We start from the raw sequence: 26799 nt of genomic DNA on the forward strand, positions 1-26799 counted from the left end.
ACCAAATTGGCTAACTATGTGTTCAGATTGAAAAAACAACTCTAATCATGATATTGAAACCAATTCGACTAGCTTTTTACCTTGTAATAGGTGTATTGTCAGTTGCAATTTCTTCTTGCGGTGAGTCAAATAAGGAGGCCGCCACAGCAGAGGAGGTCATTGATACTGCAACCACTAATGATGGCGACAGCCTTAGTAAGATTAATCTGCCAGAGGGCTTTGAAATTTCAATTTATGCCAGTGGCATAGATAATGCCAGGTCCATGGCGATCAGTCCGAGTGGGACGATATATGTAGGTAACCGGGGTGGAGATAAAATATACGCCATTCAGGACACCGACAAGGACGGCAAAGCGGATAAGACATTTGTTGTCGCTTCTGGCCTGAAGACACCTAACGGGGTAGCTTTCAAAGATGGTGATTTGTACGTTGGTGAGATCAGCAGACTTTTGAAATACCCAAATGTGGAGGCAAATCTTGAAGCCGTAGGTGAGCCGGTTGTTGTTTATGACGACTACCCGACCGACGAGCATCATGGCTGGAAATACATCGCTTTTGGCCCTGACGGCAAGCTATATGTTCCAGTTGGCGCTCCTTGCAACATTTGCGAAAGCGAGAAAGAAATTTACGCCACCATCACCAGAATGAACCCGGATGGTACGGGCCGTGAGATTTTTGCCAGAGGTGTGAGAAACACTGTAGGCATGACCTGGGATGCTGAAGGCAATATGTGGTTTACCGACAATGGCAGAGACATGCTGGGTGATGACATGCCCGACTGCGAACTAAACAAAGCCACGGAGGCTGGGATGCACTTTGGCTACCCTTACTGCCACGCCGGAGATATCTCTGACCCGGAGTTCGGATCCAAATTTTCTTGTTCTGACTTCGTAGCTCCAGCTCAAAAGCTTGGTGCTCACGTAGCGCCGCTCGGTCTTAGATTCTATAATGGCGACATGTTTCCTGCAGAGTACAAGGGCAGTATTTTCATAGCGCAACATGGCTCATGGAACAGGAGCAAGAAGTCTGGTTACAGAATAGGGTTGGTGAAAGTAGAAAACGGCAAAGCCGTTAATTATTCAACTTTTGCAGATGGCTGGCTTGATGAAGAAGAGCAGGAAGCCTGGGGGCGTCCGGTAGACGTACAGGTAATGCCTGACGGTTCATTGCTTATATCTGATGACAAGGCTGGGGTGATTTACAGAGTTACCTACAAGGCCTGAGCGGCAAAGAAGTTAAAATGAAAAGGAGGTACTTAGTACCTCCTTTCACCACCTAACCTAAACCAAAAGATTTGACCTTACAGAAATGTAAGGTGTTCAATCAGTGTTAATTAAACCAAATATCTCCGGTAAAAGTTCAAAACCTGGCAAGGCCCCCATCCTGATGGAAAAACCCGCATTTGACGACATTTATATGGAATTGGCAGTGAACCTTGCCAAGCGGTCTCATTGTATCAAGCGGCATGTGGGGGCTGTGCTTACCAAGGAAACCAGGATTATTTCTATAGGTTACAATGGGCCGCCAGCTGGCACGCACAACTGCGATCTGGAGTGGCCGGAGGTAGGCTGCCCCCGGGATTCGAAAGGCGGCTGCTCATTGGCGATTCATGCCGAGCAGAATGCAATACTATACGCAGTGAAAAATAAGGCGACGGTTGACGGTGCCACCATTTACGTCACGCTGTCCCCATGTCTTTCCTGCGCAAGGATTATCTACACCATGGGCATTTCAAAAGTGATTTACCTCAAGTCGTACGCCGAACACAAGGGTATTCCCAACGACGAAGGGATAGACTTTCTTAGGAGGTTCGGTGTGGAAGCTGTGAAGTACGAGGGCACGTTGACCAACGTCACGCACATGATCTAGTTTAACTCTCAAAGATTCAAAACTCAAATTTCAAATAAGCTCCAAGGCTCAAAATAACAAACTCGCAACTGTCATCGCAAACCATATTGTGCAGTTTTTTGGAGCTTTGTGCTGCTTCTCTTGGTGTTTATTTGAGTTTTGATGCTTGTTATTTGTTATTTGATGCTCCCTGTTTCTTCTTCATTTAATTTCCAGAAATCTATATTTGCACCATGATAAACAGACGCCTTCCGGCAGAATGGGAACCGCAAAGTGCGGTGCAGTTGACATGGCCACATGAAGAGAGCGATTGGGCTGAGGACATGGACATTGTGGTGCCTTGCTTTGTAGCCATTGCAAGAGAGATATTGAAAAGACAAAAGCTGGTGGTGGTATGCAAAGACAGTAAGGCTGTGCGAAAGCAGATTGGTGCGGAGTCAGCGAACCTGATTTTGGTAGAGCTGCCGACCAACGATACCTGGGCCAGAGACCATGGTGCTATCAGCATTGAGGAGGACGGAAAACCGGTTTTGCTGGATTTCGTTTTCAACGGCTGGGGATTGAAGTTTGCTGCCGACAAGGACAACCTGATTTCCGGGAGACTTCACAAAGAAGGAATTTTTGGAAAGGTGCCAATGAAGCACGCTGGTCTGGCTTTCGAAGGAGGCTCCTTTGAATCTGACGGAGCTGGGATGTTGCTCACAACCACTGAGTGCTTGCTTTCTCCCAACAGAAACCCACACCTATCGCAGCAGGAAGTGGAGGACAAACTGAAGGAGTTGCTTGGTGTAACCAGGGTTCTTTGGCTGAATAACGGGTACCTGGCCGGCGACGATACCGACTCACATATTGACACACTGGCGAGGTTGGTGCCTGGCAACAAAATACTGTATGTGAAATGCGACGACACCGCCGATGAACACTACCAGGCGTTGAAAAAAATGGAGGCTGAGTTGCAAAACCTGACCAATTCGAAAGGTATGCCTTATGAACTGGTACCTTTGCCAATGGCCGATGTGGCATTTGACGATGATGGTAACCGCCTACCTGCTACGTATGCTAACTACCTCATCATCAATGGGGCCGTTTTGGTTCCGTTTTACCGTTCGCCTAAAGATCAGGAGGCAGCAGCTATCATTCAAAAGACCTTTCCTCAGCACGAAATTGTGGGGATCGATTGCAGGCCTTTGATCCTCCAGCATGGCTCCTTACATTGTGTAACCATGCAATACCCTGTGGGAGTAGTTGTATAGATTTCAAAACCAGAAAAACTATGGCAGAGAAAATACTGAAAGTTGGCTACGTGCAGCAATCTTGCTCCGAAGTGAGAAAAGACAATGTGGCTAAGAGCATTGCCGGCATAAGGGAATGTGCCAGAAGAGGTGCACAATTGGTGGTGCTGCAAGAGCTGCATACCGGCGTGTACTTTTGCCAGGCTGAGGACGTGAACCGGTTCGATATGGCCGAAAGCATTCCTGGCCCGTCTACTGATGAGTTTGGAGCCATTGCGAAGGAGCTTGGCATTGTGTTGGTAACTTCTCTGTTTGAGAAAAGAGCGCCTGGCTTGTATCACAACACGGCAGTGGTGCTGGAAAAAGACGGAACCATTGCTGGAACCTACCGCAAAATGCACATTCCTGACGACCCCGGTTACTACGAAAAATTCTACTTCACTCCAGGTGACATGGGCTTCAATCCAGTGGAAACTTCTGTTGGAAAGCTGGGAGTATTGGTTTGTTGGGATCAGTGGTATCCTGAAGGAGCGAGACTGATGGCGATGGCGGGTGCTGACTTGCTGATCTACCCTACAGCCATTGGCTGGGATCCGCATGATACCAAAGAGGAACAAAAGCGGCAGCAGGACGCCTGGATCATTTCTCAGAGAGGCCATGCTGTGGCCAATGGCTTGCCGGTAGTGAGTGTGAACAGGGTGGGTTTTGAACCCGACTTTAGCGGTGTGGGTAGCGGTAGTCGGTTCTGGGGGCATAGCTTCGTAGCCGGCCCACAGGGAGAGTTTTTGTATGTAAGTCCGTCCGATCTGGCAGAAAATGTGGTGCTGGATGTTGACCTGGGTAGGGCGGAGGATGTGCGCAGGATTTGGCCTTTCTTCAGAGACAGAAGAATTGATGCTTATGGAGACATTGTGAAGCGGTGGGGCAAATAGATTAGCCTATACAATATTCACTTCGGCCGACAGTTCAATACCAAATCGCTTTTTTACAGAAGCCTGTATTTGCTGGGCCAGCTCCCAGATGTCGTGCCCACTGCCGTTGCCATAGTTCACCAGCACCAGTGCCTGGTTTTTATGTACGCCAATTTGCCCGATAGTTTTTCCCTTCCATCCGTCTTTTTCTATCAACCATCCAGCAGGTACTTTCATGGCGCCGTCTTCCTGCGGATAGCCTGGCATGTCCGAATACTCAGTTCTGAGCCGCTCATAAGCCTCTCCTGATATAGTGGGATTTTTAAAAAAGCTTCCTGCGTTGCCAATTTCATCAGGGTTGGGAAGCTTAGATTGGCGGATGTAAATGACAGCCTTGCTCACATCGGCTATAGTGGGCTCTTGGATATTCCAGCTTGCTAACGTCTCGTCAATGGCGCCGTAAGTTGTATTGACTTTAGCCTCTTTTTGAAGTGCAAAAGTGACTGATGTAATGATGAACTTTTCTTTTACTGCCTTCTTGAAAACACTTTCCCGGTAGCCAAACTCACATTCATCCTTGCTAAAAGTTCTCGTTTTACCTGTCTCAATCTCTATGGCTTCCAGGCTGCGAAATACATCTTTGATCTCTACGCCATAAGCCCCAATGTTTTGCATAGGTGCAGCCCCGACCGTGCCGGGGATCAGCGATAGGTTTTCGATGCCTCCCCATCCCTTCGCCACTGAATGCATCACCAACTCGTGCCACACCACGCCTGCTCCTACTTTTATAATGACCTCATCCTGACTTTCTTTTTGAACCTGAACACCTGGCAACGAAAGTTTTACTACCAGACCCTCAAAATCTTTCGTGAACAGAACGTTGCTGCCACCACCAAGAATTAGGTGAGAATTACTTTTGAAAATCTCTGAATTGATGATTTCCTTTAGCTCGTCAACCGATTTGGCTTCAGTGAAATATTTGACTCTGATATCAAGGTGAAACGTGTGATAGGGATGTAAACTCTTATTTTCTTCGATTTTCATAGCGAACCTAAAATTAGGAAAGCTTAACTATCATCCGCATCTATAGAAGGGATAAGTTTTTACCACTTGCAGCAGAACCATTGGTGTAAGTCTGAAAAAACTTGAAATTGGGTTTATTCCAAGATCATTCCCTAATGCATACATCGTCACATCAAACATTTTTAAAATGACAGTATTCCTAAGCCGCAAATTATGCCTAACACGCAGTGTTTTTTTGATCACTGTCCTGCTAGTAAGTGCATGTGATACCCCAACCGGAGTGTACAAGGCTGATATTATCATTTACGGCGGCACCTCCGCAGCCGTAACCGCCGCCGTACAGGCCAAGAAAATGGGAAAGACGGTCATTATTGTGTCTCCCGATATCCACCTCGGAGGACTGTCGTCTGGTGGTCTGGGCTTCACTGACACTGGCAGAAAAGAAGTGATAGGAGGCTTGTCAAGAGAATTTTACCACCGGCTCTACCAGCACTACCAAAAACCCGACTCCTGGCAATGGCAGCTACAGTCGGAGTATGGCAACAAAGGGCAGGGAACGCCAGCCATCGATGGCAACTCAAGAACCATGTGGATATTTGAACCTCATGCTGCCGAGAATGTATTTGAAGATTTTATCGCTGAAAATGAAATCGAAATTTACAGAGACGAATGGCTTGACCGGGAAGGCGGCTTGGTGAAGGAAAATGGTAGGATTATTTCTTTCAAAACGCTTAGCGGTAAAGCATTTACCGGGAAGATGTTCATCGACGCCACTTATGAGGGCGACCTCATGGCTAGTGCAGGTGTTAGCTTTCATGTAGGCCGTGAGGCCAATAGCGTATATGGTGAAGAGTGGAATGGCGTTCAGGCGGGTGTATTTCACCATGGCCACTATTTTAAAGAGAACGTTGATCCTTATGTGATTCCGGGAGATTCAACCAGCGGACTTCTTCCTTACATTTCTGAAGATGCCCCGGGGCCAAATGGTTCTGGTGACCATAAGATTCAGGCCTATTGCTTTCGTATGTGTCTGAGCAATCACCCTGACAACCGGGTGCCTTTTGCTAAACCGGAAGGCTATGATCCGGCTAAGTACGAATTGCTTGCAAGGGTGTATGCCGCTGGCTGGGGTGAAACATTTCAGAAATTCGACCCTATTCCTAATCGGAAAACGGACACCAATAATCATGGCCCTTTCAGTACCGATTTTATCGGGATGAATTACGACTACCCCGAAGCGAGCTATGCAAGAAGAAGGGAGATCATTGCCGAACACGAAAAGTACCAGCAGGGGCTAATGTATTACCTGGCCAATGACCCCAACGTACCCGAGGATGTTCGTGCCGAAATGAGTCAGTGGGGCCTGGCAAAGGATGAGTTTACCGACAATGGCAACTGGCCTCATCAAATATATGTGCGGGAGGCAAGGCGCATGATAGGAGATCATGTAATGACAGAACATGATGTGCTCAATCACAATGTAGTGCCTAAGCCAGTCGGGATGGGCTCTTACACACTCGATGCCCACAACTCACAGCGGTATGTGACGGATGAAGGCTTTGTTCAGAACGAAGGAGATATTGGAGTTCATGCTCCAGAACCTTACAGCATTTCGTATGGATCTATCGTGCCAAAAGCAAGTGAATGTGAAAATCTGTTGGTGCCTGTTTGTGTGTCAAGTACCCATATTGCCTTTGGTTCTATCAGAATGGAACCTGTTTTTATGATCCTGGGGCAGAGTGCTGCCACTGCCGCTGTGCAGGCAATAGCTGACAAGGTACCAGTGCAGGGAGTAGACTATGAGAAGCTCAAGGCGCAACTTATTAAAGACACTCAGAAGCTTACAATGGAAGACATCTAAACAACCGAATAACTACAATCTACATGAAAAACATCATCTTAATACTTGTCGCAATTTTCGCCTTTTCCTGTTCTTCGCCCACCAGTGAGGAGCAATCTTCGGGATACGACATTGTTGTTTATGGAGGAACCTCCGGCGGCATAGCTGCCGCCCTGCAGGCATCGAGAATGGGCAAGAAGGTCGTATTGATTGAGCCGACCAGCCGGATCGGAGGTTTGACCACAGGAGGGCTTGGCCAAACTGACATCGGAAACAAGCAGGCGATTGGGGGAATCTCTCGTGAGTTTTACCAGAACATAAAGGTTCACTATGCCGACACCGCTCATTGGAAATGGCAGAAACCTTCTGAATATATGGACGGGGGGCAGACACGAACCGAAGAGGGGGAAGCCACCATGTGGACTTTCGAGCCTTCGGCTGCTTTGACGGTCTATGAACAGATGCTAGCCAAAGAGAAGATTGAGCTGGTGTACAAAAGACTAAATAGAGAGACCGGCGTCACAATGAATGGTGCAGCCATTGAACAAATTGTGATGGAAGACGGCACAGTCTACGAAGCCAAAATGTTTATCGACGCCACTTACGAAGGTGACCTGATGGCCGCTGCAGGAGTGAGCTACCATGTAGGCCGTGAGGCTAACAGTGTTTATGGTGAGACCTATAACGGAGTGCAGTTATTGGATGGACATCAATTCCCCGACGGTATCGATCCTTATGTGAGCAAAGGAGATCCTTCAAGTGGCTTGCTGTGGGGCATCACAGATGCTGCTTTAAAAGAGCAGGGCAGTGGAGACGATTTGGTACAGACCTATAATTTTAGGATTTGTCTTACGACTGATCCGGAAAACATGGCACCAATCACTCAACCGGAAGACTATGACCAAGGCAGATATGAACTGCTGTTAAGACTCCTGGAGGCTTTGCCAGACAGGAGGAAGCTGAACAACCATTTTATCTGGAGTCACATGCCCAACGAGAAAACAGACATTAACAACAGGGGTGCGTTTTCTACTGACATGATCGGTATGAGTCATGCCTATCCAGAGGCTAGCTACGAGGAGAGGGAGGCCATCGTGAAAGAGCATGTGGACTACACAAAGGGGTTGCTTTATTTCTACGCTTCTGATCCACGGGTACCAGCGGAACTTCGGGAAGAAATGAAAACCTGGGGCTACCCCAAAGATGAATACACCAGCAATGGCAATTGGTCGCCGCAGCTTTATGTAAGAGAGGTACGCCGTATGATCGGAGAATACGTCATGACACAAGCCAACTGTGTAGGCGAGGAAGTGATAACTGACCCCATAGGATTAGCTGCATACACCATGGACTCCCACAACTGTCAGCGCATAGTAGTGGATGGCATGGTGAAAAATGAAGGCAATGTAGAGGTGGGAGGTTTTCCTCCATATCCAATATCCTACCGTTCCATTGTGCCGAAGAAAGACCAGGCTACCAACCTGCTGGTACCTGTGGCGCTTTCCGCCAGCCATATCGCTTTTGGTTCAATCAGAATGGAGCCTGTGTTCATGGTGCTGGGCCAGTCAGCAGCCACAGCGGCAGCTTTGGCTATCGATAATAACCAAAACGTGCAGGCCGTCAGCTACGATGCTTTAAAAAAACGACTGCTCGACGATGGTCAGCGACTGAATCCGTAGTGTGCCAGGAAATTGAAAAGAAAGTTTCAGTAGTTTGGTAGGTGGAGGTTAAACCCCGGCTTTTGGCCGGGGTTAATTTTTACTTTTCAAACAGCACCTCTCCGCCCACAATGGTCATCATCACCTGAGTATCAAGAATGTTTTTTTCGTCGATAGTCATGATATCCTTATCAAAAACGGTGAAATCGGCCAGCTTACCCACTTCTATTGATCCTTTTATGTCTTCCTCAAAAGCACCGTAAGCAGCATCCAGTGTGTAGGAAATCAGTGCCTGCTCCCGGGTCATTTTCTGATCGGCTTCGTAGCCGCCGTCGGGTGTGCCTTTCAGCGTTTTACGAGTCACCGACGCATAGAAGGAGGGGAGTGGGGCAAGCGGTTCCACGGGAGCATCGGTTCCGTTGATCACTTTGGCACCACCTTGCAAAAGCTTCTGCCACACATAGGCACCATCTACAATTCTTTTCTCCCCAAGTCTGTTGATAGCCCAGGGTCTGTCGCTCGACATATGAATGGCTTGCATAGCCGCAATCACCCCTAATTCTGCAAACCTTGGGATGTCGGCCAGGTCGAGGTGTTGTGCATGCTCAATCCTGAACCGTGAATCTTTGGCGTTTTCGGGGTTGTTCTTCAGAGCGGCTTCATAGATATCCAGTACCTCCTGATTACCCCGATCGCCAATGGCGTGCGTGCAAATCTGGAAGCCAGCGGCCAGCCCTTCGTTGGTCACTTTCTCTATTTCTTCCATTGGCGTCACATTGTGGCCAAACACCCCCGGCATGTCGGTGTATTCTTCCAGCAGCCAGGCACCTCTTGAACCAAGTGCACCATCTGAGTAGAGCTTGATTGAGCGAACCGTCAGGTGATTGTCGCCAAGCCCGATTTCAGGCCCCTTGTCGTAGTATTCCTCCAGCAGAGCCTGGTCATGCCCGCTCAACATTGTGTAGAGCCTTATTTTGAGTTTTCCTTCTTCAGCAAACTGCTTGAAAAGCTCAATATCATCTTTGCCCGCTCCAGCGTTTTGGAAACTGGTAATGCCCAATTCTAAACACGCCTCAACAGCTAGCTCAAGCGCCCTTTGCTGTTTTTCGATAGTGGTTTCAGGAATAGCAGCCCGAATAAGGCCCTGGGCTGTCTCGTTAAATAGCCCAGTAGGTTCGCCATTGATGTCTCGGAAGATATCACCACCGTCCGGTGTTTTAGTATCTTTTGTGATGCCCGCCAGCTCCATGGCTTTGGCATTGGCGAAACCAGCATGCCCGCTCGCATGCGAAAGAAACACCGGGTGATTCGGAACCGCTTCACTTAGCAAATGGTGTGTTTGAAAGCCGTCGACCATTCTTTCTGCTGGTTTTATCCACTTGTCCTGATGCCAGCCCCGGCCAAGTATCCATTCGCCCTCCGGCGTTTCGTCTGCCGCTTTTTTCACCTGTGCCACAAGCTCTTCATAACTGGTTGTGGCCATCAAATCCACGTTCATCAGGTTGTAACCCACGCCCATAATGTGTGCATGAGATTCAATAAAACCCGGTGTCATCGTTTTGCCCTCAAGGTTAATGACCTGGGTTTCCGGCCCCACCATATCTTCAGCACCATCTTTGCTACCCACATATATAATAGAGTCGCCGGTTACAGCCACAGCATCTGCCTTCTGTCCGCCCACGGCGGTGTAAATATTACCTCCCCAAATGACCATGTCGGCCTTGGGGGTTTCCTGGCACGCTGTAAAGGCCAGGCCGATAACAATGAGTAGAATGGTTGGTTTCATATACTTTTACAAATGGGTTAAAACTGAGTAAGCTCGAAATACTCACTTATGTTTCTCTTTTCAAAGAAGAATTATTCCTGACCTGGAGGCACTAAGGCATTATTAATACACCTATTTTTTAATCTTAGTGAAAAATGTCTAATTTTGCGCTCCCATTCGGGTGAATGGGCTTCCGGGCATTCTGGATGAGTTTAAACTAAATATTGTTGTGGGCTGGTCCTGCCGCAACAGTGTAATTTTGGACCTTTATTTTTATGGGAGAAACAGCAGTAGAATTTGATTGGGAAGGCTTGTCAGCCAAAGGATTTGGCGAAGGCTATTCAAAATCAAAGCGTGCCGAAATGGAGAAACTCTATGAAGGCACTCTTAACTCGATCACTGAAAAAGAAGTGATCAACGGAACGGTTGTAGGTATTACTGACCGTGACGTAATCGTTAACATCGGTTTCAAATCCGACGGACTTGTGGCCCTGTCTGAATTTCGTGACAGACCTGAGTTGAAAGTTGGTGACGAAGTACAGGTGTATATTGAGGAGCAGGAAAATGCCAACGGGCAGCTTGTTCTTTCAAGAAGAAAAGCTAAAATCGTTAAGGCATGGGAAACCATCCAACACGCTTATGAGCACGATGAAGTAATCGAAGGTATGGTGAAACGCCGTACTAAAGGTGGTCTTATCGTGGACATCTATGGTGTTGAGGCATTCCTTCCAGGCTCACAAATTGATGTGAAGCCAATTCGTGACTTCGATGTGTTCGTTGGCAAGAAAATGGAAGTGAAAGTTGTGAAGATCAACTACACCAACGACAACGTGGTAGTATCTCACAAAGTATTGATCGAAAAAGATCTTGAGAAGCAAAAGGCTGAAATCCTGAACAACCTTGAAAAAGGTCAGGTACTCGAAGGTGTGATCAAGAACATGACCAACTTTGGTGTGTTCATCGACCTTGGTGGTGTTGACGGCCTGTTGCACATTACTGATATCTCCTGGGGACGTATCAATCATCCGGAAGAAGTACTTCAGCTTGACGCAAAAGTCAACGTGGTTGTACTTGACTTCGATGATGAGAAGAAGCGTATTTCTCTGGGTATGAAACAACTTACGTCACATCCTTGGGATTCACTTGGCAAAGAGATCGAAATTGGCTCTAAAGTGAAAGGCAAGATTGTGAACGTAGCAGATTACGGTGCATTCCTTGAATTGCTTCCTGGCGTTGAAGGTTTGATCCACGTATCTGAAATGTCATGGTCTCAGCACCTGCGCAACCCTCAAGACTTCATCAGCATTGGCGATGAAATCGAAGCGGTTGTGTTGACTATCGACAGAGACGAGCGCAAAATGTCACTTGGTATCAAGCAGCTTTCTGAAGATCCATGGACCAAGCAAGACCTTATTGTTAGCTATGCAGTAGGTACCAAGCACAAAGGCGTGGTTCGTAACCTGACTAACTTCGGCTTGTTCATCGAGCTTGAAGAAGGTATCGACGGCCTTGTGCACGTGTCTGACTTGTCATGGACTAAGAAGATCAAGCACCCATCTGAATTCGTGAAAGTAGGGGACGAGCTGGAAGTAGTTGTTCTTGAACTTGACGTTGACAACAGAAGACTGGCGCTAAGCCACAAGCACCTTGAAGAAAACCCTTGGGATACTTTCGAAACTGTATTCACCAGAGGATCTGTTCACAAGTGTACGATCATCAATAAGAGCGAAAAAGGAGCGATCCTTGAATTGCCTTACGGTCTTGAAGGATTCTCAACTACCAAAAACCTTACTAAGGAAGACGGATCAGTTGCTGAAGCCGGAGAAACACTTGACTTCATGGTAATGGAGTTTTCTAAAGATGAAAAGCGCATTGCTCTTTCTCATACTGCTATCTTTAGCGAGCCACAGCCTCAGGAAAGACCAAAGGCTGCTCCTGCTAAGAAAGATGTGAAAGGAAAGTCGAAGGCTGTTGACAGAATCAACAAAGATGCTGAGAAAACAACCCTTGGCGACCTTGAAGCACTTTCAGCATTGAAAGAGCAGATGGAAAGCAAGGCTACTGCACCTAAGAAAGAGGCAGCAAAGCCAAAGGCAGCAGCAAAGGCTGAGGAAGAAAAGCCAGCGGCGAAAGCCAAGGCTGAAGAAAAGCCTGCAGCTGAGGCAGCCAAGCCAAAAGCGAAAAAGGCCAAGGCTGATGAAGCCGACGCCGCTGATGAGAAATCAGAATAACTGAAGAATAGAAAAAAGGTGCTTCGGCACCTTTTTTTATTTTGATTGTTTTACCATTGAAACATTTGGACTGATATAGATAATTTCTAGATTTGCAGTCCCAAAAATGGTCGAGTGGCCGAGTGGCTAGGCAGAGCTCTGCAAAAGCTCCTACAGCGGTTCGAATCCGCTCTCGACCTCAATAAAAAAGAGAGGCTATTTGCCTCTCTTTTCTTATTTTAACCCCTCCTCAAAATGTTCAATCCCGGCCTAATTTAAAATTATTCTAAATAGATCATTTTTTCATTGATAAGGCCTTTTAATTAATTGGTATTCAAAGGTTTTAGATATTATTGCACAGTAGTTCAAAATCGGACAAAAATTTACCTCTAAATAAGTTTTTGAAAAGATTGACTCCCATATTAGATTTGCAAGGACTCTAAAAGGTACAACACAAAAGATGCTAAAACCTGTAAAATTCTCTCCTTTCAAGGAAAAAAGCAGACACCTAACCCGCACCTTTTGTCTATCCCTCGTTGCATTAATATTCTCCGCTGCTGTAGCGTTTGCTCAGGACGGTGAAGCTGCATCAGGCGGAGCGGACGATGGCATTCCTTCTGACCCGGCGGTTATCTCAGCCGGAGAAGCATTATTCAAACAAAACTGTACAGTGTGCCACGCAATAAATGATCGGGTTGTGGGCCCGGCCTTGCGTGATATTCACACTCGCAGACCTTTGCCATGGATTATCAGCTTCGTACAGAACTCCCAAAAGGTAATCCAAAGCGGCGACGACTATGCCGTTAAGCTTTACAATGAGTACAACAAGACTCAAATGACCTCGTTTGATTTCTCAAACGAAGAAATCTTATCAGTTGTTGCTTATTTGAAGGCGGAATCTACAAAACCGGCTGAAACAGCTGACCCTACCACTACTACGGCCGACGGTCAGGCAGCTCAGGGAGGTGGTTCAGGCGTTCCATCAGAGTATATCAACATTATATTAATAGGCCTTCTGGTAGTGTTGGCTTTGATCCTATTGGTACTTGTGCTGATAGTTTCAGTTTTAACAAAATACCTTGCTCAAAAGGATGACCTGGATGAAGCGGACAAAGACGTCGTTCAGAACAGGTTCGACCTGGGTAAGACCCTCAAAGGAAACACCTTCATGGGCTTTGCTGTATTTATTTTCACAGCCATTGTGCTTAAGAGTGTTATCGACGGTCTGTTCACTGTCGGAGTGCAGCAAGGATACCAGCCTGCGCAACCTATTGCATTCTCTCATAAGCTGCACGCAGGTCAAATGGAAATTGACTGCAACTATTGCCACACAGGGGTGAGAACCAGCAAGTCAGCCAACATCCCATCGCCCAATATTTGTATGAATTGCCATACAGTGATTCAAAACGTGGGAGGTCAAACAGGCATGTCTCCAGAAATTCAAAAAATATACAATGCTATTGATAACAATCAGCCGATCGAATGGGTGAGGGTGCACAACCTGCCCGACCTGGCGTATTTCAATCATTCGCAGCACGTGAAGGTAGGAGGGCTTGAATGCCAGACTTGCCATGGAGAGATTCAGGAAATGGACGTAGTGTACCAGTTCGCTCCGTTAACAATGGGCTGGTGTATCAACTGCCATAGAGAAACACAAATAAATACCAAGGATAACGCTTATTATGACAAACTAGTGGAGCTCCACGAAAAGAAGAGCAAAAAGCCAATGACCGTCGAAGACAACGGTGGTTTGGAGTGTGCTAAGTGTCATTATTAATTGAAAAATCATCTCCTGGGACAACATGAAAGAAAATACTAAAATATATTGGAAGGGAATTGAGCAACTGAAGAACGACCCTGAGTTCGTTAAGAATGCTGACAAAGAATTTCCAGAATATCTCCCAATTAGTGAAAATGAAAATGGAAACTCACGCCGTGATTTCCTGAAATTGATGGGATTTGGAGTCGCCGCCGTTTCTTTGGCAGCTTGCGAGGCTCCGATAAGGAAGGCGATACCCTACCTTAATAAACCAGTAGATGTCGACCCTAGTGTTGCCAACTACTATGCTTCTACTTACATCAATGGTAGCGACTACTGTAGTGTGGTAGTTAAAACAAGAGAGGGTAGGCCTATCAAAATTGAAGGTAATAAGCTTTCGAAATTCTCAGGCGGGGGAACAACTGCTCAGGTAGAAGCAAGTGTGCTTTCTCTTTACGACAAGCAGAGGCTGCAAAACCCGATGAAAGCTGGTGCAGCTGTCACCTGGGATGCGCTTGATGCCGAGGTAAAATCCAAACTAGGAGAGATTGCTGCGGCTGGCGGGCAAATTAAAATCGTTACACATAGTATCGTAAGCCCTTCAACAAAGAAGGCCATTGCTAAATTTATAGCAGCTTACCCAAGTACTCAGGTAATTACCTACGATGCGTCGTCTTATAGCGGAGCGTTGAATGCTAATCTTTCATCATTTGGTATTCGTGCGTTGCCGTCCTACAACTTTAATAAATCAAAGACCACTGTTTCCTTTGGAGCAGATTTCCTGGGAACATGGTTGAATCCGGTGGCTTTTTCGAAGCAATTTGCTGAGACCAGGAAACTTGGGCCTAAGAAGAAAGAAATGTCAAGGCTTTATAGCTTTGAATCAAACCTTTCCCTTACAGGAGCAAACGCTGACTACAGGTCGCCTATCCGTCCTTCAGAGGTTGGTCTTTATATAGGCAACCTTTACAACCTTATTGCCGCTAAGGCAGGGGCACCTGCTATTTCGGTAGCAAAGATTGATGATACAGCTATTTTGACCAAAGCAGCCAACGATCTTTGGGCTAGCAAGGGAGCCTCGATTGTGGTGTCGGGCGAAAATGACATCAGTGTTCAGACTGTTGTCAACGCAATCAACAACCTACTTGGCAACTACGGAAGCACGCTCAGCTGGGATGCTCCCGTGATGACCAAACAGGGAGACGACGCTATGATGGATGTCTTCGTTACCGACCTGTCTCAGGGATTGGTGAGCGGCGTTATCTTCTTCAATTGTAACCCGGTATACGACCACCCTAAAGGTGCAGTAATTGGTTCGAGCCTTTCTAAGGCCAAGTTTACGCTGTCGACTTCCGACAGAGTAGACGAAACGACCTCTCAGGTGACTTATGTAGCTCCTGATAACCACTACCTGGAATCATGGAACGATGCTGAGCCAGCTAAAGGGCAGTATAGCCTTTCGCAGCCGGCCATCAGCAATATATTCAACACCCGTCAGGCACAACAGTCTTTCTTAACCTGGGGCAATGTATCCACTTCTTACTTTGATTTCATAAAGGAAAATTGGAAGGAGACGCATTTTGCCAGCCAAACCGAGATTGGCGATTTCCAGACTTTCTGGGATCAGTGCCTATATAATGGCGTGTTTGAGGGTGATGCAACCTCTACAATGAGTGCTGTTGAGTTTTCAGGCGATGCCAATGCTGCTGCTACTAAAATAGCTGGCAAATACAAGAAAGGCACTGGTTTAGAGCTCGTAACTTATGAAAGTATAGCGATAGGTGCTGGCGAGCAGGCCAACAACCCGTGGTTGCAGGAGATGCCCGATCCACTTTCTAAGGTTTGTTGGGAAAACTACATCAGCATGTCTCAATCTACTGCCAACGAATTGGGCATAGAGATGAAGGAAGGTTTTACCACGAAGGTAAATGTGAAAGCTGGGATAGCCACGGTGACATTGCCAGTAGTGGTTCAGCCAGGCCAGGCAGCTGGCACTGTAGGGGTGGCCCTTGGCTATGGCCGTACGAAAGCAGGCAAAGTAGCTGATGGTGTTGGGGTGAATGCCTTTGCATTGTTGAGCTCAAATAGTGAAGGAATCGTTTATTCTGTGGCTGGCGTAACCATCGAGCCAACAGGAGAAAGCTATAGAATTGCGCAGACACAAACGCACCAGACTTTTATGGGGCGTGAGACAGTTATTCAGGAAGCTACACTAGCTGAATACAAAGCAGATGCTTCTGCCGGCCGTTACAAGCCAATGATATCGAGCTATTCAGGCCCTAAGAAACCTAATGCGGTATCTCTTTGGAAAGGCCATGAATACAACAACCACCATTGGGGCATGGTGATTGACCTCAACTCTTGTACTGGCTGTGCTGCTTGTTCAGTGGCTTGCCAGGTGGAGAACAATATTCCGGTTGTTGGAAAAGAAGAAGTTGTCAACCGTCGTGAAATGGCATGGTTGAGAATCGACAGGTACTACAGCAGCCAGGGAAACAAAGATGACAAGTCGATGGAAGGCTTGAGCATGCTGGAAAAAGCATCTGAAAACCCTGAAGTAACCTTCCAGCCAATGATGTGTCAGCAGTGTAACAACGCTCCTTGTGAGACTGTTTGTCCTGTTGCTGCCACTACTCACAGCACTGAAGGTCTCAACCAAATGACTTACAACCGTTGTATCGGCACAAGATATTGCGCCAACAACTGTCCTTTCAAAGTACGTCGCTTTAACTGGTTCAAGTACCACGACAACCGTCAGTTCCCTGATAACACTGCCATGAACAATGAGCTTGGTAAAATGGTGTTGAACCCTGACGTGGTGGTTAGAGCACGTGGTGTAATGGAAAAATGTTCTTTCTGCGTGCAAAGAATTCAGACTGGTAAGCTAAACGCCAAGAAGCAAGGCCGACGCCCCGTTGATGGAGAGATTTCAACAGCTTGCGCTACTGCATGTCCTACGGAAGCCATCGTATTTGGTGATATGAAAGACTCTAACAGCAGAATATCTCAGCTACTTCGTCTTTCTGCTACTGAAGAAGGAGACACTGAAGTGAAAGAAGAAAGAGCTTACAATGTGCTCGAGGAAATCGGCGTGAAACCAAATGTTTGGTATTTCACCAAGATTAGAAATAAAGAATTAACTGATAATCAAGCCTAAGATCGATACTATGCAAGCAGTAGCATCAGTAAGAAAACCTCTGGTAACCAATGGAAAGACCGTCCATGATGTTACCGAAGACATTTGCTCCAGGGTAGAGCAGAAGCCAACCAAAACGTGGATGGTGGCCTTTACGTTTGCTTTGGCACTTCTCATCGTTGGTGGATATGCTGTTTACCGCACCGTTTGGGATGGTATAGGCATGTGGGGTCTTAACAAGACCGTTGGTTGGGCTTGGGATATCACAAACTTCGTATGGTGGGTGGGTATTGGTCATGCAGGAACACTGATTTCTGCCATCCTCTTGCTTTTCCGTCAGAAGTGGAGAATGTCGATCAACAGAGCAGCAGAAGCGATGACTATTTTCGCTGTAATCTGTGCACTAATGTTCCCGATTTTGCACATGGGTCGTCCGTGGTTAGGAATGTACTGGGCTATCCCGCTTCCGAACACCTTCGGATCGCTGTGGGTGAACTTTAACTCACCACTACTATGGGACTTCTTCGCTATTAGTACATATTTCTCTGTATCTCTCGTTTTCTGGTACATCGGCCTTATTCCCGATTTTGCTACTATCAGAGACAGAGCCACAGGACCAATAGCGAAGGCCGTTTACGGTGCCTTGAGCTTTGCCTGGGATGGCGCCGCCAAAACATGGTCCAGATATGAGTCTGTGGCACTGATCCTTGCGGGATTGGCTACACCACTGGTACTTTCGGTTCACACTATTGTATCGTTTGACTTTGCTACCTCCGTAATACCCGGCTGGCATACCACAATTTTTCCTCCCTACTTCGTTGCAGGGGCAATCTTCTCTGGTTTTGCTATGGTGTTAACACTTCTTTTGGTTACCAGAAAGGTGTACAAACTCGAGGATTATATTACCATTGAGCACATCGAGTTGATGAACATCGTTATTATCATCACGGGTTCTATTGTAGGTGTGGCATACATTACTGAACTTTTCATCGCCTGGTATTCAGGTGTTGAGTACGAGCAGTATGCGTTTATCAACAGGGTGTCTGGCCCTTACTGGTGGGCCTATGCTTCCATGATGACCTGTAACGTTATTTCTCCGCAGCTTTTCTGGTTCAAGAAGATTCGTACCAACCTGGCTTCCACATTTGTGCTTTCTATTGTTGTGAACATAGGTATGTGGTTCGAGCGGTTTGTCATCATCGTTACTTCTATCCATCGTGATTATCTACCATCTAGCTGGGCAATGTTTTACCCGACCAGATACGATGTGGGTATGTATATGTTCTCCTTTGGATTTTTCTTCACAGCGTTCTTATTGTTTGCTAAGTATTTCCCGGTGATCAACATTGCTGAAGTGAAGAGCATTATTATTTCTGATTCTGAAAAAGCAAAAAAATAATCCGATGTCATCAGATAGTAAATACATACTTGGGGTTTATGACAATGAGGTGACCCTGTTGAATGCGGTTAAAGCCGTGAGGAAGGGGGGAGTTAAAATCCACGAGGTTTTCACACCTTTTCCTGTACATGGGTTGGATATCGCCCTGGGCTATAGGATGTCAAGACTTCCGATAGCTGCTTTTCTTTTCGGTTTGTTGGGCACCAGCCTTGCCCTTACAATGCAGATCGGCATGATGACAGTTGATTGGCCAATGATCATTGGTGGTAAAGACTATCTTCCATTGCCATCCTTCATCCCGGTAACTTTTGAGCTTACAGTGCTTCTGGCTTCATTTGGCATGGTTGGGACGTTCTTTGTGGTAAGTAACCTCAAACCCTGGGGAAAGCCGAAGATATTTGATATCAGAAGTACAGACGATAAACATATTATGGCCATCGATTTGTCAAAAAACAAGCTTTCAGAAGCTGATATTAAGAAAAGTCTCAAGGACAGTGGTGCTTCTGAGGTAAATGAGAAGGTATTTTAAAAAGACACAGGAGATGATAGGAAATAATCATATTGTTAAGAAACTATTTCAACTGTCTGGGTTGCTATTGTTGGCCGGATGTGCTGCTAAGGGAGATTACCCTGGTGTCGAATACGCCCCTCAGATGTATCATTCTGTGCCCTACGAGCAGTTATCGCAGATACAGGATGAAGAGGCCGGTAGATGGTTGACATCGCTCGACGAAGGTCCGGCTGAGTTTTATAATTCTAACCCGCTTAATCCGAGTGGCATGACAATGAGAATGCCAGTCGAAGGAACGGTTAAGAGAAATGCTAACGGTTACCTTCCCTACAGAATCCCTAAAGATTCATTTGAACTTGCTGGCAGGGTGATGAAGAATCCTTTGGATTCAACCGCTTCGGTTATTAGTGATGGCAAAGCACTTTTCCTTCGCTATTGCCGCCATTGTCATGGAGACACCGGGCAAGGTGATGGACCTGTAGGGAAAGTGTACAAGGGGGTGCTTGCTTATAACTCTGCAGCGGTAAAAGATGCACCTGCCGGACGCATTTTCCACGTAATTACCCACGGAAAAGGAAGAATGTATGCGCACGGTTCTCAGGTAAGTGTGGAAGACAGGTGGAAAATAGTTAGGTATGTACAAACCCTTCAAAGACAATAATTAATTCTTTAAGCCAATATCCATGACTGAAGAAAGATACGAATTTACATCCACTGCTAAGAAGAGGCTAATCATTACCCTCGTTGTAGGGCTAGCAGTACTTGCGCTAGGCATCGTTATGATGAGCTCGGGTGGGGGACATGATGCACACGGTGCAGAGACGGCTGAGGCAGCTGAAGGGGGGCATCACGCCTTTAACTGGATGCAAAGAATTTGGGCTAATTTGTGGATCAACAATGTCTTCTTTGGTGGACTTGCTCTCATTGGCGTTTTCTTTGTGGCGATTCAATATGCAGCGCAAGCAGGCTGGTCAGCCGGTATCGTAAGAATACCATTGGCATTTGGTGGCTGGTTGCCTATTGCATTTGTGTTGATGTTAGTTACCTACTTTTTAGGTGGACATGACATCTTCCATTGGGCTCACCACGATTTGTACGATCCAGCATCTCCTGATTTTGACCCTATTCTCGATGGCAAAAAGGGTTTCTTTTACTGGCCTATGAGTGAACACCCATCGGTGCCAGTATTCTGGTTGTTTCGCCTGGTGTTTTTCTTTGGTGTTTGGTATTTTATTTTCACTAAGATCCGTTCTCTGATGTTTCAGGAGGACGAAATGGGTGGAGACTCCTACTGGTTCAGGCTTCGCAAGCTTTCAGCCATATTTCTGGTATTCTTTGCTTTCTCTTCTTCAATTGCTGCGTGGGACTGGGTTATGTCTATTGACCCCCACTGGTTCAGCACGATGATGGGATGGTATGCATTTGCCAGCTGGTGGGTGAGTGGCCTGGCTCTTATCACCTTCGTGGTTGTATTGCTGAAAGATAAAGGGTACCTGAAGATAGTAGATGCCAATCATTTACATGACCTCGGTAAGTTTGTGTTTGCGTTCAGTATTTTCTGGACTTATATCTGGTTTTCGCAGTTCTTCCTGATTTACTACTCTAATATTCCTGAGGAATCGATATATTTTGTGGAAAGATGGAAAAGCGGTCACTACGCACCGTTCTTTTACTTCAATCTTGCGATCAACTTCTTCTTCCCATTTCTGGTGTTAATGACCAGGGACTCTAAGAGGCATTCGAGAATACTTAAGATAGTTTGCCCGGCAGTGGTTTTCGGTCACTGGATGGACTTCTATTTGATGGTTACTCCAGGGACACTGAAGGATAATGGTGGCTTTGGATTGGTGGAAGTAGGGATGCTGACCGTTTTCGTCGCTGCTTTCTTATATGTAGTTCTTTCAAACCTTTCTAAAGCACCATTAGTTGGTAAGAATCACCCTATGTTGCAGGAAAGCTTACATCATCATATTTAACTGGAAAGGTAAAAACATCTGCTATGTTCAATGCGGTAGTAATTATAGGTTTAATCTTAGTGGCAATCATCCTGTTCACATTGTTCAGGGTCAGCACACTTGTTGATGTGCTAAAAGGTAACTCTAAGAAAAAGGTTACAAAAAGTAACGGGGTAAATGCGGGGCTGGGTATCGTATTCCTGATTGGTGGGTTACTGCTGTTCTTCATTTATTCATATACGGAGTTCGACAGATACAATCTGCCGTTGGCGTCGGAACATGGTGCTGTAACAGATCAGCTTTTCTGGGTTACAATGGCGATAACGGGAATTGTTTTCGTTATCACCCAAATTTTACTTTTCGGTTTCGGCTGGAAGTACAGATATAAGGAGGGTAACCAGGCCTTGTTTTATCCGGATAATAATAAGCTGGAGATGATGTGGACTATTGTTCCCGCAATTGTTTTGACGCTTCTTATTTTTTCTGGCTGGAGAGCATGGGTGAGCATTACCGACAAGGCTCCCGACGAGGCAGAAGTTGTTGAAGTCATGGGGTATCAGTTTGCCTGGTCTGTTCGCTACCCTGGCAAAGACAAGCAGCTTGGGGATTTCGATTTCCGTCTGATAGATGCTGAAAATGCTATGGGAATGGATTTCAAGGACAAAGCATCTTTTGATGACTTTATTCCGAGAGAAATTCACGTTCCTAAAGGAAAGCCGGTGAAGTTTAATATCAGAGCGAGAGACGTGATACACAGTGTGTATGCTCCTCATTTCAGGCTACAGATGAACGCAGTACCCGGTATGCCGACTACTTTTTGGTTTACGCCAACAAAGAGCACTCAAGATATGAGGGAGGAAACTGGGAACCCGGAATTCAACTTTGAGTTGGTTTGTAATAAAATTTGCGGAAAGGGTCACTTTGCGATGAGGTACCTCATCGTTGTTGACGAGCCTGCCGATTACTATAAGTGGTATAATGAGCAGCAGGCGTGGCTGGCTAAAAATCCATCGTATCTCTCGAGCGTTCCTCAACACTTGAAAGAGGTGGCTATAATTTCTTCTGGAATGGAAAACAATCCAGAAGTACAGGCTGTTACTGGCCTTGAAGAAGAGGAAGAAATGGTAGGAGCATTTTAAATTAAATTTGTTATGTCAACAACAGCAGTACATACAAACGAACATATAGGTCACGACGACGCTCATGATCATGAGCACCACGAGCTAAATTTCGTTGAGAAATATATTTTCAGCACTGACCACAAGACAATCGCTAAGCAGTTCCTTATCACCGGAATTATTTGGGCGCTTATAGGCGGTGGATTGTCTATCATATTCCGTTTACAATTAGGTTTTCCAGACATGAACCTGGAATGGCTAAGGCCAATTCTGGGCAAATGGATCACGTCAACGGGACAAATTGATTCCGAATTCTACCTGGCCCTTGTTACTATGCATGGCACCATCATGGTGTTCTTCGTGTTGACGGCGGGTCTGAGCGGTACCTTTAGCAACTTCCTTATTCCGCTGCAAATTGGCGCAAGGGATATGGCTTCCGGCTTTTTGAACATGTTATCGTACTGGTTCTTCTTTGTATCAGGGGTTGTCATGTTCATTTCCTTCTTTATTGAAACCGGACCGGCATCAGCTGGTTGGACTGTATACCCTCCTTTGAGTGCATTGCCAACGGCCATGCAGGGGTCAGGACTGGGCATGACGCTTTGGTTGGTGGCCATGGTTTTCTTCATCGTGTCATCGTTGCTGGGAGGTATTAATTACGTTACCACAGTTATTAACCTCCGTACGCAGGGCATGTCGTTTTTCAGGTTGCCGCTGACGATATGGGCTTTCTTTTTGACGGCCGTTATTGGGATACTTTCTTTCCCAGTATTGTTTTCTGCGGCTTTGCTACTGGTATTCGATAGATCATTTGGAACTAGCTTTTATCTTTCTGACATCTACATAGGGGGAGAAGCTCTGCCAAACGTCGGTGGTAGCCCAATACTTTACCAACACTTGTTCTGGTTCCTGGGACATCCGGAGGTATATATTGTAATTCTTCCTGCTTTGGGAATCACCTCGGAAGTTATTGCTACAAATTCAAGAAAGCCTATTTTTGGCTATAAGGCGATGATTTTGTCGCTGCTTGGAATCACTATTCTTTCGTTTGTGGTTTGGGCACACCATATGTTCGTGTCAGGGCTAAGTCCATTCCTTGGATCTATCTTCATGTTCCTGACATTGATCATTGCAGTGCCAAGTGCTGTAAAAGCGTTCAACTACCTCACCACACTATGGAGAGGAAATATAATATTTACGCCAGCTATGTTGTTCTCTATCGGCCTGGTTTCATTCTTTATCTCTGGTGGTTTAACGGGAATCTTCCTGGGTAACTCTGCAGTAGATATTAATTTGCACGACACTTACTTTGTAGTAGCTCACTTCCACCTTGTAATGGGTAGTGCGTCCTTCTTTGGAATGATGGCAGGTATCTACCATTGGTTCCCTAAGATGTTCGGTAGAATGATGAATGATAAGTTAGGGTACGTACACTTCTGGTTGACCTTTGTTGGTGTTTATTTGGTGTTCTTCCCGCTACACTACATTGGTATGGCAGGCTTCCCTCGTCGTTATTATTCGTTTACCAACTTTGATGCATTCCAGGATTTCACTGACCTGAACACATTCGTGAGTGTGGCTGCCATCATTACTTTCTCGGCGCAGTTTATCTTCCTCTTTAATTTCTTCTACAATATATTCAGAGGCAGGAAAGCACCTGCTAACCCATGGGGAAGCAACACATTGGAGTGGACTACACCAAGAGTGCCGGGGCACGGTAACTGGGAAGGTGATATCCCTAAGGTTTATCGCTGGCCATATGATTATAGCAAGCCAGGTGCTCCAGAAGATTTTATACCGCAGCACATTCCTTTGACGGAAACACCAGAGTCGAACCTGCCACACGAAGTAGAGCAGTTGAAGGAAGAAGGGATAGAAGTGAAAGCTGCTAATGCAGGAAAAGCCTAAGTCTCTAAGGAGATACAAGCAACTTACCATAAGTACTATCATTGCCGTCTACCTTTTGATTTTGGTAGGCGGCATTGTTAGAAGTTCGGGTTCCGGCATGGGTTGCCCCGATTGGCCAAAATGTTTTGGCAACTGGGTGCCCCCAACCAGTGTTGATCAGCTCCCCGTCAATTACAAGGAAGTGTATTCCGAAAAGCGACACCAGAAGAATATCCGCTTGACAGGCTACCTCGAAAAGTTAGGTTTTTCCGATACAGCTGACAAGTTGAAGAACGATCCGTCGGTAAGGGAAGAAGCTGATTTCAATCCATTGAGAACATGGATAGAATATGTGAACCGGCTGGTGGGGGTGGTGATAGGGATGCTTATTTTTGCCACTTTTGTTTACTCCATTCGATTCAGAAAGACGCAGCCGAAAGTATTTATATTTTCGTTGCTGGCATTTGTAGGGGTAGTTTTTCAGGGTTGGGTAGGCTCCATTGTAGTTTCTACTAATTTGCTTCCAGGAATGATCTCCTTTCACATGCTACTGGCACTGCTGATCGTTATGCTGCTTATATATACCTATTTTACGGTTGATCCGCCGGTGGCCGATAACGAAACTGGTGGCGATGCAATAAATGTGAAGTGGCTTTTGTTGGGATGTGCAGCGCTGTTTATTGTTCAATTGATTGTGGGTATCAACGTAAGAGAAGGGGTGGATTCCGGGCTGTCTGCCGGGATAGAGCGCAGCGCAGTACTTGAATGGATCGGCTTTAAGTTTTATTTCCACAGGTCTTTTTCATGGGCACTGCTTATTGGGCATGTGCTACTGACCTACTTCTTGTGGACGTCTTCGTCGCTTTCATTTTCCGTTAAATTCTCGGCAGTTTTGACACTGGTAGTATTTCTTGAGATTGTTTCGGGAGCAGCAATGGGTTATTTCTCCATTCCGGCCTTTATACAGCCGATTCATTTGCTTTTAGCAAGCGTAGTGTTCGGTTTTCAGGTATATTTGTTCCTCCGCATCAATAGAAAAGATGCGCTCAATATTAAACACTCGATTTGAATCAGACTTCTTACATATCGCCGGGTTTTGTCGTCATTGGGAGGTTAAAGGCCTACTACGAGTTGCTTAAATTCAGGCTCTCTTTTTTGGTTGCTTTTTCGTGTGGCTTCGGCTACTTGCTGGGGGCGAGAGGCGCCGTTGACTGGGCTACTTTGGGCTTTTTGTCGCTTGGAGGTTTTTTGATCTCAGGCGGCAGTATCACCATCAATCAGGTGATAGAGAAGGATCTCGACAAACTGATGAAGAGGACGATGGGTCGGCCATTGCCTACCAATCGGGTAGGAGTAGGCGAGGCCGTTGTTTTTGCTGCTGTGGTAATAGTCATGGGGCTTGGGCTGATCCTTATTTACGCCAACCCTCTTACTGTGGTGCTATCTGTCGTGTCAATGGTGTTGTATAGCTTTGTTTATACCCCGCTGAAGCGGGTAGGGCCTATCGCTGTGTTTGTGGGAGCAATTCCCGGAGCACTTCCTCCTTTGCTGGGATGGGTAGCTGCTACGGGTGCTATCACACACGAAGCGTTGATCATCTTTGGTATCCAGTTTATCTGGCAGTTTCCGCATTTCTGGGCGATTGCCTGGGTAGCAGATGAAGATTATAAAAAGGCAGGATTTAAACTGTTGCCTTTCGGCGGAAAGAAGGATTTCACGACGGCTGTGAACATCATGATTTACACGCTTTTTTTGCTTCCGCTCGGGTTGTTGCCTGCTTACTTTGGCATCACTGGGATAAATTCTGCCGTGGTAGCTACTATTTGCGGTGTGTTGTTTCTAAGCCAAACCTTTATCCTGATAAGGGACTGCTCCCGGGAGGCAGCGCTGAAGCTGATGTTTGCTTCATTTATTTACCTGCCAGTTGTTCAAATAGCCTTTTTACTAGATAAATTATGATGAGCGCCAAAAAATCAGATATGGAAACTCCCGCTCAGGTGCTATCGATGCACCCCAGGAAGTTTTTGCTTTGGCTGTTTATAGTATCTATCGTCATGATATTTGCTTCACTCACCAGTGCGTATGTGGTGAAGCAATCAGAAGGAGCCTGGCTGATTTTTGACCTGCCTCAGGCCTTTATTTACTCCAGCATTGTTGTGCTGTTGAGCAGTGCCACTATGCAGTGGGCGTACTGGGCGGCTAAAAAGGACAATCTTTCTCAAATTAAGATAGCTGTTGGCGCTACGTTGGCGCTTTCTTTGGTTTTTCTGATTGTTCAGTACCTCGGCTGGGGGCAGCTGGTGGACCAGCAGGTTTTCTTTGTGGGTAACCCGGCAGGATCTTTTATCTACGTTTTGACAGGTTTACACGCCTTTCACCTGGCGGCAGGTATTGTTTTTTTGATTATTGTTTTAATTTCGACCCTGAGATTTAAGGTACACTCAAAAAGTATGACCCAGATTGAAATGTGTACAACATTCTGGCACTTCCTGAGTGGACTTTGGATATATTTGTACTTATTTTTATTATTAAATAATTAATCTGAAC

Annotated in this window: 20 protein-coding genes and 1 tRNA gene; 19 read left to right on the forward strand and 2 right to left on the reverse strand. The window is 46.1% G+C overall.

The genetic code is table 11. The annotated features are described in order from the left end of the window. Positions 1 to 47: 47 nt before the first annotated feature. The 4 genes from RIG68_RS26480 (at position 48) to RIG68_RS26495 (ending at position 4012) form a co-directional block, all read left to right on the forward strand. Entirely contained in the window at positions 48 to 1223 is a 1176-nt protein-coding gene (locus tag RIG68_RS26480) for a PQQ-dependent sugar dehydrogenase (RefSeq protein ID WP_350129611.1), read from the forward strand. Between the two features lie 163 nt (positions 1224 to 1386). Continuing rightward, positions 1387 to 1869, forward strand: coding sequence for a deoxycytidylate deaminase (locus RIG68_RS26485; RefSeq protein ID WP_350129614.1), 483 nt, complete (start codon positions 1387 to 1389; stop codon positions 1867 to 1869). 212 nt (positions 1870 to 2081) lie between these two features. Beyond that, positions 2082 to 3101, forward strand: coding sequence for an agmatine deiminase family protein (locus tag RIG68_RS26490; protein WP_350129617.1), 1020 nt, complete (start codon positions 2082 to 2084; stop codon positions 3099 to 3101). A 20-nt stretch (positions 3102 to 3121) separates the two neighbouring features. Continuing rightward, positions 3122 to 4012, forward strand: a complete 891-nt coding sequence (locus tag RIG68_RS26495) for a carbon-nitrogen hydrolase (protein ID WP_350129620.1) — start codon at positions 3122 to 3124, stop codon at positions 4010 to 4012. A 6-nt stretch (positions 4013 to 4018) separates the two neighbouring features. On the opposite strand, the gene murB is transcribed toward RIG68_RS26495, so the two are convergent. After that, positions 4019 to 5035 carry a UDP-N-acetylmuramate dehydrogenase gene (gene murB / locus RIG68_RS26500; protein WP_350129623.1) on the reverse strand — a complete coding sequence of 339 codons (1017 nt, stop codon included), beginning with the start codon at positions 5033 to 5035 and terminating at the stop codon, positions 4019 to 4021. Between the two features lie 166 nt (positions 5036 to 5201). Here murB and RIG68_RS26505 point away from each other — a divergent pair, with 166 nt between their 5' ends. Both RIG68_RS26505 and RIG68_RS26510 read left to right on the forward strand, forming a co-directional pair. Continuing rightward, on the forward strand, positions 5202 to 6875 hold the full coding sequence (locus RIG68_RS26505; protein WP_350129626.1) for an FAD-dependent oxidoreductase: 1674 nt from the start codon (positions 5202 to 5204) through the stop codon (positions 6873 to 6875). A gap of 23 nt (positions 6876 to 6898) precedes the next feature. Continuing rightward, positions 6899 to 8533: an FAD-dependent oxidoreductase gene (locus RIG68_RS26510; protein ID WP_350129629.1), complete on the forward strand. Its 1635-nt coding sequence runs from the start codon at positions 6899 to 6901 to the stop codon at positions 8531 to 8533. Positions 8534 to 8612: 79 nt separating this feature from the next. On the opposite strand, the gene RIG68_RS26515 is transcribed toward RIG68_RS26510, so the two are convergent. Beyond that, the gene (locus RIG68_RS26515; protein WP_350129632.1) at positions 8613 to 10298 is read right to left on the reverse strand and encodes an amidohydrolase; all 1686 of its coding nucleotides are present in this window, start codon (positions 10296 to 10298) and stop codon (positions 8613 to 8615) included. Positions 10299 to 10552: 254 nt separating this feature from the next. On the opposite strand from RIG68_RS26515, the gene rpsA reads away from it, so the two are divergent. From rpsA to RIG68_RS26580, 13 genes are all read left to right on the forward strand, one after another. Continuing rightward, on the forward strand, positions 10553 to 12508 hold the full coding sequence (gene rpsA, locus RIG68_RS26520; RefSeq protein ID WP_151997361.1) for a 30S ribosomal protein S1: 1956 nt from the start codon (positions 10553 to 10555) through the stop codon (positions 12506 to 12508). A gap of 108 nt (positions 12509 to 12616) precedes the next feature. Beyond that, positions 12617 to 12687, forward strand: a tRNA-Cys gene (locus RIG68_RS26525). A 260-nt stretch (positions 12688 to 12947) separates the two neighbouring features. Beyond that, entirely contained in the window at positions 12948 to 14264 is a 1317-nt protein-coding gene (locus RIG68_RS26530) for a c-type cytochrome (RefSeq protein WP_350129635.1), read from the forward strand. Between the two features lie 25 nt (positions 14265 to 14289). After that, positions 14290 to 17403, forward strand: a complete 3114-nt coding sequence (locus tag RIG68_RS26535) for a TAT-variant-translocated molybdopterin oxidoreductase (protein WP_350129638.1) — start codon at positions 14290 to 14292, stop codon at positions 17401 to 17403. A gap of 10 nt (positions 17404 to 17413) precedes the next feature. Next, complete coding sequence (gene nrfD / locus RIG68_RS26540; RefSeq protein WP_151997358.1) at positions 17414 to 18781, forward strand: NrfD/PsrC family molybdoenzyme membrane anchor subunit; 1368 nt, start codon at positions 17414 to 17416, stop codon at positions 18779 to 18781. Between the two features lie 4 nt (positions 18782 to 18785). Then, positions 18786 to 19310 carry a DUF3341 domain-containing protein gene (locus RIG68_RS26545; RefSeq protein ID WP_151997357.1) on the forward strand — a complete coding sequence of 175 codons (525 nt, stop codon included), beginning with the start codon at positions 18786 to 18788 and terminating at the stop codon, positions 19308 to 19310. Between the two features lie 13 nt (positions 19311 to 19323). Beyond that, positions 19324 to 19953, forward strand: a complete 630-nt coding sequence (locus RIG68_RS26550; RefSeq protein ID WP_350129641.1) for a c-type cytochrome — start codon at positions 19324 to 19326, stop codon at positions 19951 to 19953. Between the two features lie 22 nt (positions 19954 to 19975). Then, the gene (locus RIG68_RS26555) at positions 19976 to 21268 is read left to right on the forward strand and encodes a quinol:cytochrome C oxidoreductase (protein WP_151997355.1); all 1293 of its coding nucleotides are present in this window, start codon (positions 19976 to 19978) and stop codon (positions 21266 to 21268) included. Positions 21269 to 21291: 23 nt separating this feature from the next. Then, positions 21292 to 22386 carry a cytochrome c oxidase subunit II gene (locus tag RIG68_RS26560; RefSeq protein ID WP_350129644.1) on the forward strand — a complete coding sequence of 365 codons (1095 nt, stop codon included), beginning with the start codon at positions 21292 to 21294 and terminating at the stop codon, positions 22384 to 22386. A 12-nt stretch (positions 22387 to 22398) separates the two neighbouring features. Continuing rightward, positions 22399 to 24273 (forward strand): cytochrome c oxidase subunit I, encoded by a 1875-nt coding sequence (locus RIG68_RS26565; protein WP_350129647.1) that lies wholly within the window; start codon positions 22399 to 22401, stop codon positions 24271 to 24273. Beyond that, the gene (locus tag RIG68_RS26570) at positions 24257 to 25321 is read left to right on the forward strand and encodes a COX15/CtaA family protein (protein ID WP_350129650.1); all 1065 of its coding nucleotides are present in this window, start codon (positions 24257 to 24259) and stop codon (positions 25319 to 25321) included. The genes RIG68_RS26565 and RIG68_RS26570 overlap by 17 nt, the downstream gene beginning before the upstream one ends. Beyond that, complete coding sequence (gene cyoE / locus RIG68_RS26575; RefSeq protein WP_350129653.1) at positions 25318 to 26211, forward strand: heme o synthase; 894 nt, start codon at positions 25318 to 25320, stop codon at positions 26209 to 26211. The genes RIG68_RS26570 and cyoE overlap by 4 nt, the downstream gene beginning before the upstream one ends. Further along, positions 26211 to 26792 (forward strand): cytochrome c oxidase subunit 3, encoded by a 582-nt coding sequence (locus RIG68_RS26580; RefSeq protein ID WP_502880035.1) that lies wholly within the window; start codon positions 26211 to 26213, stop codon positions 26790 to 26792. The genes cyoE and RIG68_RS26580 overlap by 1 nt, the downstream gene beginning before the upstream one ends. Positions 26793 to 26799 lie beyond the last annotated feature (7 nt).

It is taken from the genome of Imperialibacter sp., assembly GCF_040222385.1.
In the GTDB taxonomy this organism is placed as follows: domain Bacteria; phylum Bacteroidota; class Bacteroidia; order Cytophagales; family Cyclobacteriaceae; genus Imperialibacter.